The 18,317-nt window shown below is 65.4% G+C and carries 19 protein-coding genes; 8 read left to right on the forward strand and 11 right to left on the reverse strand.

From position 1 onward, the window contains the following. Window positions 1-61: 61 nt before the first annotated feature. The 10 genes from GIW81_RS02860 to GIW81_RS02905 form a co-directional block, all read right to left on the reverse strand. The gene (locus tag GIW81_RS02860; RefSeq protein ID WP_210251898.1) at window positions 62-886 is read right to left on the reverse strand and encodes a peptidase associated/transthyretin-like domain-containing protein; all 825 of its coding nucleotides are present in this window, start codon (window positions 884-886) and stop codon (window positions 62-64) included. A gap of 160 nt (window positions 887-1,046) precedes the next feature. Further along, complete coding sequence (locus tag GIW81_RS02865; RefSeq protein ID WP_154737827.1) at window positions 1,047-1,982, reverse strand: PhzF family phenazine biosynthesis protein; 936 nt, start codon at window positions 1,980-1,982, stop codon at window positions 1,047-1,049. Between the two features lie 53 nt (window positions 1,983-2,035). After that, entirely contained in the window at window positions 2,036-2,725 is a 690-nt protein-coding gene (locus GIW81_RS02870) for an NUDIX hydrolase (RefSeq protein ID WP_154737828.1), read from the reverse strand. 495 nt (window positions 2,726-3,220) lie between these two features. Further along, window positions 3,221-3,445 (reverse strand): hypothetical protein, encoded by a 225-nt coding sequence (locus tag GIW81_RS02875; protein ID WP_154737829.1) that lies wholly within the window; start codon window positions 3,443-3,445, stop codon window positions 3,221-3,223. Window positions 3,446-3,527: 82 nt separating this feature from the next. Then, on the reverse strand, window positions 3,528-4,547 hold the full coding sequence (ilvC, locus tag GIW81_RS02880) for a ketol-acid reductoisomerase (RefSeq protein ID WP_154737830.1): 1,020 nt from the start codon (window positions 4,545-4,547) through the stop codon (window positions 3,528-3,530). A 117-nt stretch (window positions 4,548-4,664) separates the two neighbouring features. After that, window positions 4,665-5,219 (reverse strand): acetolactate synthase small subunit, encoded by a 555-nt coding sequence (gene ilvN, locus GIW81_RS02885; protein WP_154737831.1) that lies wholly within the window; start codon window positions 5,217-5,219, stop codon window positions 4,665-4,667. Further along, window positions 5,216-5,866, reverse strand: a complete 651-nt coding sequence (locus GIW81_RS02890) for a hypothetical protein (RefSeq protein ID WP_154737832.1) — start codon at window positions 5,864-5,866, stop codon at window positions 5,216-5,218. Before GIW81_RS02890 ends, ilvN begins: the two co-directional genes overlap by 4 nt. Next, complete coding sequence (locus GIW81_RS02895; RefSeq protein ID WP_154737833.1) at window positions 5,866-7,632, reverse strand: acetolactate synthase 3 large subunit; 1,767 nt, start codon at window positions 7,630-7,632, stop codon at window positions 5,866-5,868. The genes GIW81_RS02890 and GIW81_RS02895 overlap by 1 nt, the downstream gene beginning before the upstream one ends. Window positions 7,633-7,716: 84 nt before the next feature. Beyond that, window positions 7,717-8,649: a tRNA (adenosine(37)-N6)-dimethylallyltransferase MiaA gene (miaA, locus tag GIW81_RS02900; RefSeq protein ID WP_154737834.1), complete on the reverse strand. Its 933-nt coding sequence runs from the start codon at window positions 8,647-8,649 to the stop codon at window positions 7,717-7,719. 47 nt (window positions 8,650-8,696) lie between these two features. Beyond that, a complete protein-coding gene (locus GIW81_RS02905; RefSeq protein ID WP_154737835.1) occupies window positions 8,697-10,121 on the reverse strand; it encodes a carbohydrate porin in 1,425 nt (474 codons plus the stop codon). Between the two features lie 292 nt (window positions 10,122-10,413). Here GIW81_RS02905 and GIW81_RS02910 point away from each other — a divergent pair, with 292 nt between their 5' ends. The 7 genes from GIW81_RS02910 (at window position 10,414) to GIW81_RS02940 (ending at window position 16,242) form a co-directional block, all read left to right on the forward strand. Further along, the gene (locus GIW81_RS02910; RefSeq protein WP_154737836.1) at window positions 10,414-10,656 is read left to right on the forward strand and encodes a CDGSH iron-sulfur domain-containing protein; all 243 of its coding nucleotides are present in this window, start codon (window positions 10,414-10,416) and stop codon (window positions 10,654-10,656) included. A 30-nt stretch (window positions 10,657-10,686) separates the two neighbouring features. Further along, window positions 10,687-11,601, forward strand: a complete 915-nt coding sequence (locus GIW81_RS02915; protein ID WP_154737837.1) for a branched-chain amino acid ABC transporter permease — start codon at window positions 10,687-10,689, stop codon at window positions 11,599-11,601. 3 nt (window positions 11,602-11,604) lie between these two features. Continuing rightward, window positions 11,605-13,008: a high-affinity branched-chain amino acid ABC transporter permease LivM gene (livM, locus tag GIW81_RS02920; RefSeq protein WP_154737838.1), complete on the forward strand. Its 1,404-nt coding sequence runs from the start codon at window positions 11,605-11,607 to the stop codon at window positions 13,006-13,008. Beyond that, window positions 13,008-13,928 (forward strand): ABC transporter ATP-binding protein, encoded by a 921-nt coding sequence (locus tag GIW81_RS02925; protein ID WP_154737839.1) that lies wholly within the window; start codon window positions 13,008-13,010, stop codon window positions 13,926-13,928. The genes livM and GIW81_RS02925 overlap by 1 nt, the downstream gene beginning before the upstream one ends. Next, complete coding sequence (locus GIW81_RS02930; protein ID WP_154737840.1) at window positions 13,925-14,650, forward strand: ABC transporter ATP-binding protein; 726 nt, start codon at window positions 13,925-13,927, stop codon at window positions 14,648-14,650. Before GIW81_RS02925 ends, GIW81_RS02930 begins: the two co-directional genes overlap by 4 nt. A 17-nt stretch (window positions 14,651-14,667) precedes the next feature. Beyond that, the gene (locus GIW81_RS02935; protein WP_154737841.1) at window positions 14,668-15,039 is read left to right on the forward strand and encodes a DUF6867 family protein; all 372 of its coding nucleotides are present in this window, start codon (window positions 14,668-14,670) and stop codon (window positions 15,037-15,039) included. Between the two features lie 78 nt (window positions 15,040-15,117). Then, window positions 15,118-16,242 (forward strand): branched-chain amino acid ABC transporter substrate-binding protein, encoded by a 1,125-nt coding sequence (locus tag GIW81_RS02940; RefSeq protein ID WP_154737842.1) that lies wholly within the window; start codon window positions 15,118-15,120, stop codon window positions 16,240-16,242. 128 nt (window positions 16,243-16,370) lie between these two features. On the opposite strand, the gene GIW81_RS02945 is transcribed toward GIW81_RS02940, so the two are convergent. Beyond that, window positions 16,371-16,571 (reverse strand): hypothetical protein, encoded by a 201-nt coding sequence (locus tag GIW81_RS02945; RefSeq protein WP_154737843.1) that lies wholly within the window; start codon window positions 16,569-16,571, stop codon window positions 16,371-16,373. Window positions 16,572-16,998: 427 nt separating this feature from the next. On the opposite strand from GIW81_RS02945, the gene purB reads away from it, so the two are divergent. Further along, entirely contained in the window at window positions 16,999-18,306 is a 1,308-nt protein-coding gene (gene purB / locus GIW81_RS02950) for an adenylosuccinate lyase (protein ID WP_154737844.1), read from the forward strand. The last annotated feature ends 11 nt before the right edge of the window (window positions 18,307-18,317 follow it).

Genomic DNA, 18,317 nt, shown 5'->3' on the forward strand with positions numbered 1-18,317 from the left:
CTCCCAATTACGGGGAACGGTAGCGCGAGCTATGAGTATGACCTAGCCCGCTGAGGCGAAATCAGGTCGGGGCGGCGTTGCGGCCCTTGACCCCGATCACCACGCTGCCCCGATAGCCGCTCGCGACATCGCCCGTCAGCGCCGGGGTCTGGGCGGCGAGCTGCAAGGGCGTGTTGTCGGCGAAGATGCCGTCGCGCGACAGCGGCGAGTCCGCGAAGTTGGCGACGCTCTCGGTGTAGGCGCCTGAGCCTCCATAGACCGCATGGCAGGTCGCTTCCGGCATGGCCAATTGCGACGTCAGGATCCGGTTCTCATAGGTCGTCGCCTTGGCGAGGCTCGGATAGACCTCGAAGTGCATATGGGGGAAGCGGCCGCGATAGCAGCCGGGGAAGACGGTCGTGAACGTGACCGTGCCCGCGTCGTTCGTCACGCCGACCGCGCGCAGGTAGCTCGCCTCGGGCAGGTCGTAGATCGAATAGCGGCCCCCGGCATCGCAGTGCCAGAGGTAGATCGCGTGACCGCCGAGCGGCGCACAGCCGCGGCCGACGTCGACGAGCTTCAGCGTCAGCTCGAGCGGCGTGCCGGCGGCGACCGGCTGTCCCGCCACGAGGCTAGGACGCATGTCGGCGCGCACGATGCCGCTCTTGTCGAGAACGTTGGCCAGGGTTCCGTGCGCCCGGTTCGAGCCGTCGGCCGGATAGGGTCCGGCCGTCTCGCGCGGATGGACGACGCACTGGCTTCCATCCGCCGCCGTGCCGACGACCTCGGCCTCGGCCCGCCCGAAGATCGGATCGCCACAGGCGCCGACCAGCGCGGCGACGCCGGTGGCGCCGAGCCAGGCGAGCGCACGCCGCCGCTCGATCAGCACGCCAAGATCGTGCGGCAAGCCGAGATCGTGATCGTCAACGTGATGGCGTTGCCTTGTCAGTCCCAATATCCCCTCCGTGATCGGCGATCATTGCGACTATAACGGCGCGAGGCGGCACAATCCGGCGCGCACGCCAGAGCATTGGCCTAAAGCAGGACGCGCGGAGGAGCCGACCGGACTATTTCCAGCAGGTTGGCCGCGGCTCGGTCGCCAGCGTTCCGTCGATGACCCGCACGGCGCTGCCGCCGATGCGGACGGTCTCCAGCTTGCCGCCGGCGACGATCAGGGTCAGCGCGATGGAGCTCGGGCGTCCCATCTCATGTCCCTGCTCGATGACGCGGCGATGCGCCCCGTCCTTGAGTCCGTCGAAATCGTGCACCAGCCCGGCGAAGCAGACCGCCGCCGAGCCGGTCGCCGGGTCCTCCGGTACGCCGAGCTGCGGCGCGAACATCCGGGCGTGGAACGACGCGCCGTTGTGCACGCACTCGCGCGTATAGAGGTAGACGCCGCCGAAGGTCGGGCCGGGAAACACGCTGGCCCACTGCCCGGGCTCGATGCGCGCCCGCGCGATTGCTTCGAGCGTCGGCACCGGGACGAATACGAACGTGTTGCCAGCCGTGAGGCATTGCGGCGTGTGGTTCTCGAAGCCGATCTCGCGCGGCAGCAGACCCAGCGCATCGGCGATGCGATCGCGCGACGGAGGCGCGGCACCGTTTTCGGGCAGCTTCGGCGCGTCGAACTCGGCAAACGGCGCCTGTCCTGCCCGCAGCCGCACGCCGACGCGCACGGTGCCGATCGACTGCTCGAGCACGATGATGGCGTCCTGCTCGCCGTTGACCGGCGTGGTGCGCAGCTGTGCCAGCAGGATCGCCGTGCCGATGGTGGGGTGGCCGGCGAAGGGAAGCTCGCGCTCGGGCGTGAAGATGCGCACCCGCGCCGAGTGCGCCGGGTTCTGCGGCTTCAGCACGAAGACTGTTTCCGACAGGTTCAGCTCGCGGCCGATGGCTTGCATCTGCTCGGTGCTGAGATCGTCCGCGTCGAGCACGACGGCGAGCGGGTTGCCGGTGAAGCGGCGATCCGTGAAGACGTCGAGCGTGTACAGCGGTAACGCCATGCGATGCAATTTCCCGTTGAGGCCGGCGCACTCTGCCCAATTATCCCCTGGGGTCAAGCAGACAAAACAGTACGGGCGAAGGCCAGCGCGTGGGGCGGCATGCGCACCTCGTCGATATCGGCGTGGCTGGCGACCGTGACGATGTCGGCAAGCTCGGGCTCCGCTTGGCTGCGCACGAACCCCAGGATGCGCTCTCTCAGCTCCACGGCAGGCAAGGCGCTGCGCCACCCGATGGCGATCGCAATCTTCAAGCCGGTGAACACCAGCAGGTACCCCGGCACGCGCTCAAGCTCCGCGGCGCTCAGGCCTGTCTCCTCGCCGAGCTCGCGCGCGATGCTGGCGTCGATGTCGATGACGCCGTCGCGCACGTCGTCGCCATCGATCAGGCCGCCCGGCGGATAGATGCGCCCCGAGTTGAGTTGCCCAGGCCCCTGCTGACCCATGAGGAGGTAGCCTTCGGCCGAGCGGATGAGGGAGCAGCCGAACGTCTCGCGCACCGGCTCGCGCTCCGCGTCGGGACGGGCGCGCCAATAGAGCAGCGTCCTGAAATCCGACTTGAACAAGGTGGCGGCGAAGGCGCCCCCATCAAGGGTGTGGCTGCACGTCAGGTAGGTCACGCCATTGAACATGGCCGGGATCTGGGCGTGGCGGCGCCGCCAGTCGGCCTCGATCTCGGCGGCGTGTGCCTGCGCCAACGGCCATTCCCAATCGGTCGCGCGCAGCACGCAACTTTTAGTGCGCACACACAGCGTCTCGCCTGAAGACGGTTGCAACGCCATCGCTATCCTGCCGCCTTCGCGTCTGAAATACGCTGCTCACGCTGCGTTGCGGATATGAAATCTTAGTTTCGCCGTGAACGCACCACGCTCGTTCCACGATGAGGGAGTGAATTCGAGGTGCGAAGGCAAGGGGGTGCCGAGGGGGACTTTGCATGCACCTTGCACAATCGAAATTCAAACGGCCAGGCTGCGTTCGCTCACCCGTGTGAGCCACGCCGTCCAGTGTCGAAGCGCACCCGCAAACCGCACGTGCGGGTGCCCGAGTTTGAAATCCGGCGGCGTCATTACCGTGATGCCGCTGGAGCGGACGGTGGAGGTCCCCGCTTCTCCGCCGTCCGTTTCTTTGCGTGCTCTGATGGGCCGGCTTGCCGCCACCGGAGCTACCGCCTGGAAGGCTCGCGCGGCTGTAGCCCAAGCTACCTCCCCAAAGTGGCTGTGCGGGCCTTCTGGCTTTCTGCCTTAGAGGCAGCCGAACGTCTTCGAACCGCACGTATAGTAGTTGATCATCTCGGCGGAGCAGCAGGGCTGATCCTTGCCGCAGCGCCAAGTCTTGATCTTGCCGCTCGCCGTCTTGTGCTTGCAGATCTTGGTGGCCGAGGCGGCATCGGCGCTGCCGGCTGTCAGCGTCAGCGGGGCGGCCGCCAGCACGGCGGCGATCGCGATGGACGTCAGAATGCGCAACATGGCTGATACTCCCTGATGGCCCCCACACGCGGGGGACCATCAGTATGCTTCAGCCGGGAAGCGCTTTGGTTGCAGCCGCGCCTCAGTTGCGCGACTTGTCGACGAGGGCGCCGGCCTTGATCCACGGCATCATGTCGCGCAGCTTGGCGCCGATCTCCTCGATGGGATGCTCGTCGGCCAGGCGGCGAGATGCCTTGAAGCGTGCCGCGCCGCCCTTGTACTCCTGCATCCATTCGGAGGTGAACTTGCCCGACTGAATGTCGTGCAACACCTTCTTCATCTCGGCCTTGGTCTGCGGCGTGATGATGCGCGGGCCGGTGACGTACTCGCCCCACTCGGCCGTGTTGGAGATCGAGTAGTTCATGTTGGCGATGCCGCCCTGGTAGATCAGGTCGACGATCAGCTTCACCTCGTGGAGGCACTCGAAGTAGGCCATCTCGGGCGCATAGCCGGCCTCCACCAGCGTCTCGAAGCCGGCGCGGATCAGCTCGACAAGACCGCCGCACAGCACGGCCTGCTCGCCGAAGAGATCCGTCTCGCATTCCTCGCGGAAATTGGTCTCGATGATGCCCGAGCGGCCGCCGCCGACGCCCGAGGCATAGGACAGCGCGAGGTCATGGGCGTTGCCGGTGGCGTCGTGGTGGACGGCGATGAGGCACGGCACGCCGCCGCCCTTCTGGTACTCGCCGCGCACGGTGTGGCCCGGGCCCTTCGGCGCGATCATGATGACGTCGACGGTCTTCTTCGGCTCGATCAGGCCGAAATGGACATTGAGGCCGTGCGCGAAGGCGATCGCGGCGCCGTCGCGAATGTTATCGGCGATCTCGGCCTTGTAGATGTCGGCCTGCAGCTCGTCCGGGGTCGCCATCATCATCAGGTCGGCCCACTTGGCGGCCTCGGCCACCGAGAGCGCCTGCAGGCCGTCGGCCTCGACCTTTTTCGCGGTCGTCGACCCGGGCCTGAGAGCGACGCGGATCTCCTTGACGCCCGAATCCTTCAGGTTCAGCGCGTGCGCGCGGCCCTGAGAGCCGTAGCCGACGATCGCGACTTTCTTGCCCTTGATGAGATTGATGTCGGCATCACGATCGTAATAAACGCGCATGGCTTCCTCTGTGCTTCTCGCTCGAAGTTGTGTGCGGTTACGGCGCTGCAGGGTGCAGCGGCGGATGGGCGGGACCGGCCCTCGTCGTCGGGCCGGCAGTGAATTCTGGCTGCTCCTTTAGCCGCTCGAGGCCCCGCGGCCAATGGCGGCGATACCGGTGCGCGACACTTCGACAAGGCCGAGCTCGGTCATGATCTGGATGAACTCCTCCAGCTTGGAGGGTTTGCCGGTGACCTCGAACACGAAGTGCTCGGTGGAGGTGTCGACCACCTTGGCCCGGAAAATCTCGGCGATCCGCAGGGCCTCGATGCGCTTCTCGCCCTTGCCGGCGACCTTGATCAGGGCAAGCTCCCGCTCCAGGGCAACGCCCTCGACGGTCAGATCGCGCACCCGGTGTACGGGGATCAAGCGCTCGAGCTGATGCTTGATCTGCTCGATGACGTCGGGCGTCCCGCGGGTGACGATGGTGATGCGCGAGATGTGCTTCTCGTGCTCGGTCTCGGTCACCGTCAGCGAGTCGATGTTGTAGCCGCGACCAGAGAAGAGGCCGATGACCCGGGCGAGCACGCCCGGCTCGTTGTCGACGATGACCGACAGGGTGCGCGAGACGACCGCCTGGGCGGCGCCGGGGCCGACGTAGTGGCTCTTGGAAAGCGGTTTGACGGTGCTCATGGCGTTTCCGGGCTCTTCTGTTCCGGGCTCTTGTTGTCGGCAGGTGGGTCGTCGGGCTTCGCCGCGGGCGGCGGTTCTACCGGGAGCTTGTCGCCCGTGCCCGGCCCGAGGTTCGGCACGGGCATCTTGGCGTCGGGAAACAGCGTCTTGAAGAACAGCGGGAAGCCGTGCTCGTCGATGTTCTTCTTGAACTCGGCGACGCGCTCCTTGGAGACGTTGTACTGAGCGAAGCTCGAGCCGACGCGCTGCAGCATGGTGGACGTCAGAACCTGCGGGGTGGGCGCCCCCATGCGCTTCAAAGTATCTGGCGACAGCCGGCCGTAGATCAGCGTCAGGATCTGCGTCTCGAGGTAGTCCTGTGCGATGCAAGCCTCGAACGCCTTGGTGTACGTCGAGGACAGCCGATGCGTGCGGTAGCAGGCGTCGATGAATTGGAACGCCTTGGTCGCGCCCTGCGTGCGCTGGATCTGCGCGAGCCGCATTGCAGCGTCCTTGATGTTCGCCGCCTGATCCCAGTCGGGCTCGGCGGCGGCGCAGACGTGGCCCATGCCGACGATGCCGACAACGGCGAGCGCACACGCGCGCACGCCGCGTCGAAACGTCGGGCGCGCCGTCCGCTGCCAAGCCTCGCCGCCAGCGCCTGCCATCAGACCAGCACCTTACCCTCTTCGCCGATCGCCTTCTCGACCTCCTCGTCGGAGATGTCCTCGCCGAGCAGCATCTCGTTGTGCGCCTTGCCCGACGGGATCATCGGGAAGCAGTTGGCGAGCGTGGCCACACGGCAGTCGAAGATGACCGGTCCCTTGGTGTTGATCATCTCCGTGATCGCGTCGTCGAGCTCAGCCGGGTCCTCGCAGCGCATGCCGGTCCAGCCGTAGGCCTCGGCGAGCTTCACGAAGTCGGGCAGGCTTTCAGTATAGCTGTGCGACAGGCGGTTGCCGTGCAAGAGCTGCTGCCACTGGCGCACCATGCCCATGTACTGGTTGTTGAGGATGAACACCTTCACCGGCAGCTCGTACTGCACCGCCGTCGATGCCTCCTGGATGTTCATCAGGATCGACGCGTCGCCGGCGATGTCGATGACGAGCGACTTCGGGTGGGCGAGCTGGGCGCCAATGGCCGCCGGCAAGCCGTAGCCCATGGTGCCGAGGCCGCCGGAGGTCATCCAGCGGTTCGGCTCCTCGAAGTGGTAGAACTGCGCGGCCCACATCTGATGCTGGCCGACCTCGGTGGTGATGTAGGTGTCGCGGTTCTTGGTCAGCTCGTAGAGCCGCTCGACGGCGTACTGCGGCATGATCACGTCGCGCGATTTCTTGTAGCTGAGCGACTTCTTGCTCCGCCACTGCTCGATCTGCTTCCACCACGATTTGTGCGCGGCCTTGTCGAGCTGCGGCGCTTTCGACTTCCAGATGCGCAGCATGTCTTCCAGCGCGTAGGCGACGTCGCCGACGATGGGGATGTCGACCTTGACGTTCTTGTTGATCGACGAGGGATCGATGTCGATCTGGATCTTTTGCGAGCCGGGCGAGAAGGCGTCGATACGGCCGGTGATGCGGTCGTCGAAGCGCGCGCCCACGGCGATCATCACGTCGCAATCGTGCATGGCGAAGTTTGCTTCATACGTCCCGTGCATGCCGAGCATGCCGAGCCACTGCTTGTCGGACGCCGGATAGGCGCCGAGGCCCATCAGCGTCGAGGTGATCGGGAACCCGGAGAGACGGACCAGCTCGCGCAGGATCTGGCTCGCCTTCGGCCCGGAATTGATCACTCCGCCGCCCGTGTAGAAGAGCGGACGTTTGGCGCGGGTCATCAGCTCGACGGCTTCGCGCACGGCATTCTGGTCCGGCTTCACCCGCGGCTTGTATGTCTTGTGAGCGATGTTCGAGGGACCGACGTAGTTGCCGGTGGCGAACTGTATGTCCTTCGGGATGTCCACGACCACCGGACCGGGACGGCCCGCCTTGGCGATGTAGAACGCCTCGTGGAGGATGCGCGCCAGGTCGTTGACGTTCTTCACCAGCCAGTTGTGCTTGGTGCAGGGACGCGTGATGCCGACCGTGTCGCACTCCTGGAACGCGTCATTGCCGATCAAGTGCGTCGGCACCTGCCCGGTGATGCAGACCAGCGGAATGGAGTCCATCAGCGCGTCGGTAAGGCCCGTCACCGAATTGGTGGCGCCGGGGCCCGAGGTGACGAGCGCCACGCCAACCTTGCCGGTCGAGCGTGCATAGCCTTCAGCCGCGTGCAACGCGCCGCCCTCTTGGCGCACCAGGACGTGCTTGATCTTGTCCTGCTGATGCAGTTCGTCATAGATCGGCAACACGGCGCCGCCCGGATAGCCGAAGATATGCTCGACGCCTTGGTCGTTGAGTGCCGCGAGCACCATTTCGGCGCCCGTCATCGTTCGTGCCATTGCCCACTCCACAGGATCAGCCCGGCAGCGAGGCCGCCGGGCCGCAATTGTTGCGGCGGAACCTATGGCGCCGAGGCTAGCGGGTCAACGTGCAGATTGAATAAAAGATGCGAAATTGGCGGCTGATGTTTCCATTTCTTGCGTAGATACTTCAAGCCACGCAATCATATTGCCCCGGAGCCATGTTCGCTGGCGTTTGGCGTACTGGCGGGTCTCCGCCGCCCCCATCTCGATCGCGTCCTCAAGCGTCAGTTCGCCGGCGAGATGGCGCATGAGCGGCCCCACCCCGAGCGCCAGCATCACCGGCAAGGTCGGATCGAGGTTCAGTGCCTTGAGTTGTAGCACCTCATCGAACGCGCCCTCCTTCACCATCTGGGCGAACCGCTTGTCGATGCGCTCGGCCAGCACATCGCGGTCGATCGAGACCGAAAGCGGGATCGTGTCGTTGAGGTCGAGGATCGGCTGGCGCGGCTGGCGCTGCCACTCGGCAAGTGATGCCCCCGTCGCCTCGAGCACCTCCAGCGCCCGCACCACGCGCTGCGTATCGGTGGGCTGCAAGCGCTCGGCCATCTCCCGGTCGCGTGCGGCGAGCACCGCGTGCAACTTCATCGGTCCCTGCCGCGCCGCCTCGCTGCGCCAATGCGCACGGACGTCATCGGGGACCGCCGGGATCGGCGACAGCCCCTCCGTCAGCGTCTTGAAATAGAGACCGGTGCCGCCGACGATGATCGGCCGCCGCTCCGCCCGGCGCGCCTCGTCGAGTGCCAGCGTTACGTCCGCTGCATAGCGGCCGGCCGAGTAGCTTTCGCATCCCGGCACGTGCCCATAGAGCGCGTGCGGCGCGCGCGCCTCCTCCGCCGCCGATGGACGCGCGGTCAGGATGCGGAGCTCCCGATAGACCTGCATGGAGTCGGCATTGATGACGACGCCGCCAAAGTGCTCGGCGAGCCGCAGCGCCAAGCCGGACTTGCCGCTGGCGGTGGGGCCGGCAATGAGAATGGGACGCATGTCGCTCATGGCAGAGCACTAGCGCACCGGGCGCGTCGCTGCCATCGCCCGCCCGGCTAATAGTTGATCGTCGTGCGCAGCCCGAAGACCGCTGCATTTGGGATGCGAATGGTCGGATCCTCGGGATCGCCCGAATTGCCACCGGGGTTCCAGAAATACTGGAAGTCGGGCTGCAGGTAGAACCCCTTCATGATCTCCGCGGTGTAGCTCGCCTCGAAGAGGCCCTCGAAGCTCGGAATCACCGGAAAGCCCGCATCCTTGTAGTAGTCGATGACCTGCGAGGAGACGCCGGTGTAGGCAAAGCCGACGCTGAAGATGTCGGCGGGCCGCGCATCGAGCAGGCCGTTGATTGCAGCGCCCGCCTCGAAGTAGTGCTGAATGAGGTTGCCCTCGGGAGGCGCCCAAATGTAGGTGCCGAAGAGAGTTATGCCGCGCGGATCGCCCTTCCCCGGCACGCGATAGATCATCTGATCCCAGATCGCGTAGTAGCCGTAGTTCTTGTCGGCGGGCAGGTCGGGCACTCCGACGAGGCCGATCGGCAGGCCGTTGTTGCCGACGTTGGCCGGAACGTGATTGCCGAAGTCGCGCCAGGCGCCGAGCTTCAGCGTGCCGACCAGTTCTCCCTCGCCCTGATTGTATTTGACGTACGCTTCATAAAGCAGCAGCGGCTTGGTGAACGGGAACAGGAGGCCGTCGGGGTTGCATTCCTGCGGGAGCTCACCGTCCGGACAATTGCCGGCGGGATCATCGCTGAAGACGCCGACGAGAAAGCCGAGGTTGTCGTTCGGATTGAAAGCAACCCGCGCGCCCGGCGCGGCGAGTGGATAGGAGGGACCGCCATCGGGCAAGTTGATGCCGAGGATCGACGGCCAACCCCACGTGCCGTTGAGCAGCGCCGCAGTCGCCTCGCTGATCGCGAACTCGGAATCTGCCGAGATCTGCCCAAAGCGGAAAGTGAGATGATCGTCGAGGAGACTTTGCTGCAGATAGAGTTCGAACAAGCGGGTCGAGGGCATGGCTTCGATGAAGCTCGCGGGCATCAGCACCCCGAGGTTCTCCGCCGTGATGCTCTCCCCGTGGATCTGATAGGCGTTGGTGAAGAACGTTAGCCCCTTCCAGCCGATCGCCTTCTCGAGGTCGACGGACAGCTCGAGGTCTAGCCGCCCGATATAGCGCGTGCCCTGCTCGAAGCCGCCGACCGGATTGCCGAGCACGTCGCCGATGTAGTTGATGGCGTAGGTCACACCGCGGCCGGCGAGCGCGGCGCGCACGCCTCCAGGGTCACGGAACTCGGGCGGAAAATTGACGGCAATAGAGGTCTCCGGCAGCCCAGGGATCCGGTCGCCTTCCTGCTCGATGGTTTGCGCGACCGCCGGCGCCCCAGCGAGGACGAGCAGCGCGCACACAAGAGCGCACCGGCCGGGCGGCAAGCCGGCGGATGCACTTAGCTTCGCAACGACGCCACGCCGCTCGCGAGCCATCGTCCCCTATCCGATCCCCCATTTTCGCCATCCACCTGCCAGCACTGCTGGCGGCCGGACCGGCCGAGAATTCGCACGATTCGACTTGCGGTTGCCTGCATGTGCAGCAGGCTGCCCGCTCTCTCGGCTACTCGCATTTGCAGATGATGCAGCGGTGACACTTTCGCTCCCGAAGGCAGCAATCCCGATTCGGGGCCGGCTAGGCGGCCTGCATCAGGCAAACGGGCTTGTCGCGCCGGAGCGAAGCCGTTAGCCATCTAGCTCGGAAACGGGGTGGGAAGGAGAAGTGTGCATGGCAGAAGAGGCGATCGTCGCCCAGGCGGGTCCCTACCAAGTCGAGCTCACCGAAGGTAAGCCGTATTTCTATTGCCGCTGTGGCCGCTCGCAGAAGCAGCCGTTCTGCGACGGTACCCACGCGGGCACCGGCATCGAGCCGCTACGCTTCGTCGTCGACCACACCGGCACCTTCAACATCTGTGGCTGCAAACAGACCGACGACGAGCCTTTCTGCGACGGATCGCATCTTTTGCTCTAACGTGCAGACGGCACGGCGACCGGGGGACCCATGGATTATTTTCTTCAGCAGCTGGTCAACGGCGTCACACTCGGCTCCATCTATGGCCTCATCGCCATCGGTTACACGATGGTGTTCGGCATCATCGGCATGGTGAACTTCGCCCACGGCGACGTGTTCATGGTGTCGGCCTTTATTGCTCTCATCCTCTTTCTCATCCTCACGCAGATCCTCGGCGTCACCGCGATCGGGCTGGCGCTGGTGATCGTGCTGGTGCTCGGCATGGCGCTCACCGCTCTGTGGAGCTGGGTGATCGAGCGCATCGCCTACCGGCCGCTCGCCGGATCGTTCCGCCTGGCGCCGCTCATCTCGGCGATCGGCATGTCGATCTTCCTGTCGAACTTCGTGCAGGTGGCGCAGGGCCCGCGCAACAAGCCGGTGCCGCCGATGCTCAACGACGTCATCACCATTCCCGTCGGCGTCGGCACGGTCACGATCTCGGAAAAGCAGTTCCTCATCTTCGTCGTGACGGGCGTGCTGCTCATTGCCTTCTGGGCGCTGGTGCAGAAGACCAAGCTCGGCCGGGCGCAACGCGCCTGCGAGCAGGACCGCCGCATGGCGGCGCTGATCGGCATCGACGTCAACCGCACCGTGTCGCTCACCTTCGTCATCGGCGGCGCGCTCGCCGCGGTCGCCGGCGTGATGTTCATGAGCTACTACGGAGTGGTGAACTTCAGCGACGGTTTCACGCCGGGCGTCAAAGCCTTCACCGCCGCCGTGCTCGGCGGCATCGGCTCGCTACCGGGCGCCGTCATCGGCGGCCTGCTCATCGGCCTGATCGAGACCATGTGGTCGGCCTACTTCTCCATCGACTATAAAGACGTCGCCGCCTTCTCGATCCTCGCCGTCGTCCTCATCTTCATGCCGTCCGGTCTCCTCGGCCGTCCGGATGTCGAGAAAGTCTAACCGATGAGCGCAGGCAGCCAGGGCGGGCTGCCGCCCGCATCGATCTCGGTGCAGGACGCCGTCAAGGACGCGGCCATCTGGGCGCTCGTCACCCTCGGTCTATGCTTCCCGCTCATCTTCTTCCGCACCGATCAAGACATCTCGCACCAGACGGTGATCGATGCGCGGCCGCTGCTCGTCGCGATCACCGTCGCCCTCGTCTTCGCCGGGCGGTTGCTGTGGCGGCTCTACGCCCACCCGAAGCGTGCCAGGCGCGTCCTGTTCCCGCCGCTCGATCTGTCCGAGCACCACAAGGCCTGGCTGCCGCGCGCCGGCCTCGGCCTGCTGCTCATGTTCCCCTTTCTGGCGCTCCTGTTCACCGGCCAGGGCGGCGCGGTGAAGTGGATCGATAACTTCGGCGTGCAGATCCTCATCTACGTGATGCTCGCCTGGGGGCTGAACATCGTCGTCGGCCTCGCCGGCCTCCTCGACCTCGGCTACGTCGCCTTCTATGCGGTCGGCGCCTACGCCTACGCGATCATCGCGGCGTACGTGATACCAGCCACGGTTCCCGTCCTCGGGCCGTGGGCGTTTTGGATCTGCCTCCCCATCGCCGGCATCCTCGCGGCGTTCTGGGGGACGATGCTGGGCTTCCCGGTGCTGCGGCTGCGCGGCGACTACCTCGCCATCGTCACCTTGGCGTTCGGCGAGATCATCCGCCTCGTCCTCATCAACTGGGTGCAGCTCACCAACGGCAACGTCGGCATCCAGACACCCCGCATCACCTTCTTCGGCTTGCCCTTCACCTCGCGCACCGGCGAGACGACCTTCGCCGACATCTTCCATCTGCCCGGCTCACCCACCGTGCACCGGTCGATCTTCCTCTATTACGTGATCTTGGCGCTGGCGTTGCTCGTCGCCTTCGTCACCCAGCGGATGCGGCGGCTGCCGATCGGCCGGGCCTGGGAAGCGCTGCGCGAGGACGAGATCGCCTGCCGCTCGCTCGGCATCAACACGGTCAACACCAAGCTCACGGCGTTCGCCATGGGCGCCATGTTCGGCGGGCTTGCGGGGGCCTTCTTCGGCGCGCGCCAGGGCTTCGTCAACCCGCGCTCGTTCGAGTTCATGGAGTCGGCGACGATCCTCGCCATCGTCGTGCTCGGCGGCATGGGCTCGCTGTTTGGCGTGGCCGTCGCCGCGGTCGCCGTGATCGGCGGCATCGAGCTTCTGCGCGAGCTCGACTGGCTGAAGTCGATCTTCGGCCCCGACTTCGATCCCGGCCAATACCGCATGCTCATCTTCGGTCTCGCCATGGTCGTTATGATGATCTGGCGGCCGCGTGGCCTCATCGCCTCGCGCGAGCCGTCGATCGCGCTCAACGAGGCGAAGGCCGTCTCGGGCGCGCACGTCAAGGAAGGGCACGGCTGATGCGCTGGTTGCGCGACCCGCTGCTCGTCGTCGAGGGCCTGACGATGCGTTTCGGCGGGCTCGTCGCCGTGCGCGATCTCTCCTTCTCCGTCGGCCGCGGCGACATCACCGCGCTCATCGGCCCCAACGGCGCCGGCAAGACGACCGTCTTCAACTGCATCACCGGCTTTTACAAACCGACCAGCGGCCTGATGGCGCTGTCGACCGGCAGTCCCATCGATGCGCAAGCCGTCGCCGACCTCACCGCCTCGAGCCGCCGCTACGTGTGCCGCGACGACCGCATGGGCAGCGACGGGCTGTTCCTGCTCGAGCGCATGCCGGACTTCGAGATTGCGCGGCGCGCGCGTGTCGCCCGCACCTTCCAGAACATCCGTCTGTTCCCCGGCATGACCGTTCTGGAGAACCTCATCATCGCCCAGCACAATCCGCTGATGCGGGCGTCGGGATGGTCGCTGCTCGGTCTCATCGGCGCGCCCAGCTACGCGCAGGCGGAAAAGGCGGCGGTCGACGTTGCCCGCTACTGGCTCGACCGTATCGGCCTGACGAGCCGCGCCGACGACGCGGCCGGCGCGCTGCCCTATGGCGACCAGCGGCGCCTCGAGATCGCGCGCGCCATGTGCACCGCTCCGGTGCTCTTGTGCCTCGATGAGCCCGCCGCGGGCCTCAACCCGCGCGAAAGCGCGGCGCTGACCGGCCTGTTGCGCGGCATTCGCGACGAGCACGCGACGTCGATCGTGCTGATCGAGCACGACATGTCTGTGGTGATGCAGGTCTCCGACCACGTCGTCGTGCTGGAGTACGGCATACGCATCTCCGACGGTACGCCCGAGAGCGTGAGGAACGACCCGCGCGTCATCGCCGCCTACCTCGGCGTCGAGGACAAGGACGTCGCCCGCGTCGAGGCGGAGGTCGGCCTATGAACACTCCATTGCTCTCGCTGCAGGGGATCACCGCCTGCTATGGCAACATCACCGCCCTGCACGGCGTGAGCCTCGACGTCCCTGCCGGCCAGATCGTGACGCTCATCGGCGCCAACGGCGCCGGCAAGTCGACGCTGATGATGACCATCTTCGGCAACCCGCGCGCGCGCGACGGCCGCATCCATTTCGACGGCCGCGACATCACCGATATGCCGACGCACGAGATCGCCCGCCTCGGTCTCGCCCAGTCGCCCGAGGGACGCCGCATCTTCGGGCGCATGACGGTGGAGGAGAACCTGCGCATGGGCGCCGAGTTCGCCGGCAACCGCGACTACGAGCGCGAGCTCGCGCACGTGACCGCGATCTTCCCGCGCCTGCGCGAACGCCTGCACCAGCGCGGCGGAACGCTCTCGGGTGGCGAGCAACAGATGCTGGCTATCGGCCGGGCGATCATGAGCCGGCCGAAGCTGCTGCTTCTGGACGAGCCCTCGCTCGGGCTGGCGCCGCTGGTGGTGAAGCAGATTTTCGAGGTGATCGCCGACCTCAATGCGCGCGAGGGCCTCACCGTGTTCCTCGTCGAGCAAAATGCCTTCCACGCCCTGCGCCTTGCCCACCGCGCCTATGTCATGGTCAATGGCGCGATCACGCTGAGTGGCACCGGGCAAGAGCTTCTGGCGAGCCCCGAGGTACGCGCCGCGTACCTCGAAGGCGGGCGGCACTAGGAGCCAGGGACCGAAGCATGGGCATCTACGAAACCGGCAGCAACGGCCTTTGGATCTTCTTCCTCGTCACGGTGCTGATGGGTGGATCGGCCGCGCGCGCCACCGGGGGCGCCATTGCCTCGACCTGGCGACCACCGTGGCAGATTTTCGGCGCCGCCCTGCTGATCACCTTCGCCGTCCGCTTCTTCCACTACGCTCTGTTTCAGGAGCCATTGCTTTCACTGGGAAATTTCATCATCGATTACATCGTCGTCGCCACCGCCTGCGCCTGGGGCTATCGCATCACCCGAGTGCGCCAGATGGTGGAGCAATACCCATGGGCCTACGAACGCGTCGGTGTGCTGTGGTGGCGCCGGCGCCAGGAGTTGCCTAGCTACCCGCGGGGATGACATTTCAGCCAATTCGGACGAACATGCGCGCCGTCTCCGCGGCGCGTCAGGCGCCCGTCGTGATCTCAAGAGGACCTCATGAAATCAGCAGCCGTTTACGCCGCATTGGCGATCGCATTCGCCGCCCTATTCACCGGCTGCGACAGCGGTCCTGAACGGTTGAAGATGGGCGTCGCGGGCCCCATGACCGGTACCGACGCCGCGTTCGGCGCGCAGTTGAAGAACGGTGTCGAGCAGGCCGTCGCCGACATCAACGCAGCGGGCGGCATCAACGGCCAGCAGATCGAGCTGACGGTCGGCGACGACGCCGCCGATCCGCGCCAGGGCGTATCCGTCGCCAACAACTTCCTCGGCGAGGGCGTGCGCTTCGTCGTCGGCCACTTCAACTCCGGCGTCTCCATGCCGGCGTCGGAAGTCTACGTCGACAACGGCATCCTGATGATCACGCCGTCGTCCACGAACCCGATGATCACCGAGCGCAAGCTGTGGAACGTGTTCCGCACCTGCGGTCGCGACGACCAGCAGGGCGGCGTCGCCGGCAAGTACATCGCCGACAACTTGAAGGACAAGAAGGTCGCCATCGTCCACGACAAGACGACCTACGGAAAGGGCCTCGCCGACGAGACCAAGAAGGCGATGAACAACGGTGGCGTCACCGAGATCCTCTACGAGGGTGTCGGCGCCGGTGAGAAGGACTTCACCGCGCTGGTCTCGAAGCTCAAGAACGCCGGCGTCGAGGTGCTCTACTGGGGCGGCGTGCATACCGCTGGCGGCCTGGTGCTGCGGCAGATGCGCGACCAGGGCCTCAATGCCGTGTTCATGTCGGGCGACGGCATCGCCAGCGACGAGTTCGCCGCCATCGCCGGGCCTGGCGCCGAGGGCACGCTCATGACCTTCGGTCCCGATCCGCAGAAGCGCCCGGAGGCGAAGGAGATCATCGACCGGTTCGAGGCGCGCAAGTACAAGCCCGAGGCCTATACGCTCTACAGCTACGCCGCAGTGCAGATCCTGAAACAGGCGATCGAGGCGACGAAATCGACGGATCCGAAGACGGTCGCCGCCTACATGCGCACCGGCGTCGTGTTCAACACCGTCATCGGCGACATCGCGTTCGACGACAAGGGCGACATCAAGCAGGTCGCCTACGTCATGTACACGTGGATCAAGCAGCCGGACGGCCGCATCACCTACGTGCAGAACTGACGGCCGGCCTCCGGAAACAATTGCGGCGGTGCGTGCCCTCAAGCGCGCGCCGCCGATTCATGTCGGGGTAGTCGTGAGCCGCCCGGCGCCCGCAATTGGGTCTACCCGGGGGACGGCTGAAGTGAATGTCAGTCGCGGCCCTGCGAAGCGGCCATGCACTCGGCAACCAGTCGCTTCTCGATCAGCGCGAGATCGTCCGGCACCCGTGTTCCCGCCTGGCGATAGCTACGGATCTTGGCCTGAACCTTAGCGTAGCCCTCGCGGGGGTCGTCGGTCTGCTCCAACTCGATATTGAGCTGGGCAATCTCTCCTTGCATTTGGGAAGACATAATCGGCTTTTGCCCTCGTGTTTCCTGTTGTTTGAGGCGCCCGGTGACCCCAGGCGTCGACGTGGAGGTATAAGACTCAATTGGCTTTCTCTAAGTAACTTTTCGTTTCACTCCTGCTATTTCAAGAGTAGAGCATCGATATCATTGGATAACGTGACAATCTGTCCACAGTCACGACTGATGCAGCGCAGCGTAATCCTGTAATAATTGTGGCGACATCTTGATTGGAAGGTGGAGCCATCTATTTCGACGTCAAATGACTATTGTGCGTTGCAGCGAAAACACGCCGGTGTGGACTTTTTCTGCGTTTTCACTACGCCCGAATGAACCAACCAAGTATTGGCGTTCGCAACATTGTTCCCGACAGCAATTGAAGCACATGGCCCGCGTCTGCTAGGCCACCCCTTCCCTTCCGCGAGGCCGCCCAATGATTCCGCGCTACAGCCGTCCCGAGATGACTTCGATCTGGGACCCCGAAACGCGGTTCCGCATCTGGTTCGAGATCGAGGCGCACGCCGCCTCCGCCATGGCCGAGCTCGGCGTCATCCCGCATCACGCGGCGAAAAAGATCTGGGACAAGGGCCGCAACGCCAAGTTCGACATCGCCCGCATCGACGCCATCGAGCGCGAGACCAAGCACGACGTCATCGCTTTCCTCACTCACCTCGCCGAGATCGTCGGCCCCGAGGCGCGCTTCGTGCACCAGGGCATGACGTCCTCCGACGTGCTCGATACCTGCCTCAACGTGCAACTCGTGCGCGCCGCCGACCTTTTGATCATTGATCTGGATCACTTGCTGGCCGCGCTGAAGCGCCGCGCCTTCGAGCACAAGACGACGCCGACCATCGGCCGCAGCCACGGCATCCACGCCGAACCGGTGACCTTCGGCTTGAAGCTCGCCTACGCCTATGCCGAGTTCGACCGCGCCAAGCAGCGGATCGTCGCGGCACGCAGGGAGGTGGCAACCTGTGCGCTATCGGGCGCCGTCGGCACCTTCGCCAACATCGACCCGCGCGTCGAAGTTTATGTCGCCGAGAAGATGGGCCTCGAGCCGGAGCCGATCTCGACGCAGGTCATCCCCCGCGACCGGCACGCGATGTATTTCGCCACGCTGGCCGTCGTCGCCTCGTCGATCGAGCGCCTCGCCACCGAGATCCGCCACCTGCAGCGCACCGAGGTGTTGGAAGCGGAGGAGTTCTTCTCCGCCGGCCAGAAGGGCTCCTCGGCCATGCCGCACAAGCGCAATCCCGTATTGAGCGAGAACCTCACCGGCCTTGCCCGCATGGTCCGCGCCTATTCGATCCCGGCGATGGAGAATGTCGCCCTCTGGCACGAGCGCGACATCTCGCACTCCTCGGTGGAGCGCATGATCGGGCCGGACGCCACCGTCACGCTCGACTTCGCGCTGGCGCGCCTCACGGGCGTCATCGACAAGCTCGTCGTCTATCCCGAGAACATGCAGAAGAACCTCGACAAGCTCGGCGGCCTGCATAATTCACAGCGCGTGCTGCTTGCGCTCACCCAGGCCGGCGCCTCGCGCGAGGACGCCTACGCGCTGGTGCAGCGAAACGCCATGAAGACTTGGGAACAGGGCAAGGACTTCCTCGCCGAGCTCAAGGCCGACAAGGACGTGACGGCGAAGCTGAAGCCGGCCGAGCTCGAGGCTATGTTCGACCTCGGCTACCACTTCAAGCAGGTCGACACGATCTTCAAGCGCGTGTTCGGCAAGGCCTAGCCGCCGCCCTG

This window comes from Hyphomicrobium album (assembly GCF_009708035.1).
GTDB classification, from domain to species: domain Bacteria; phylum Pseudomonadota; class Alphaproteobacteria; order Rhizobiales; family Hyphomicrobiaceae; genus Hyphomicrobium_A; species Hyphomicrobium_A album.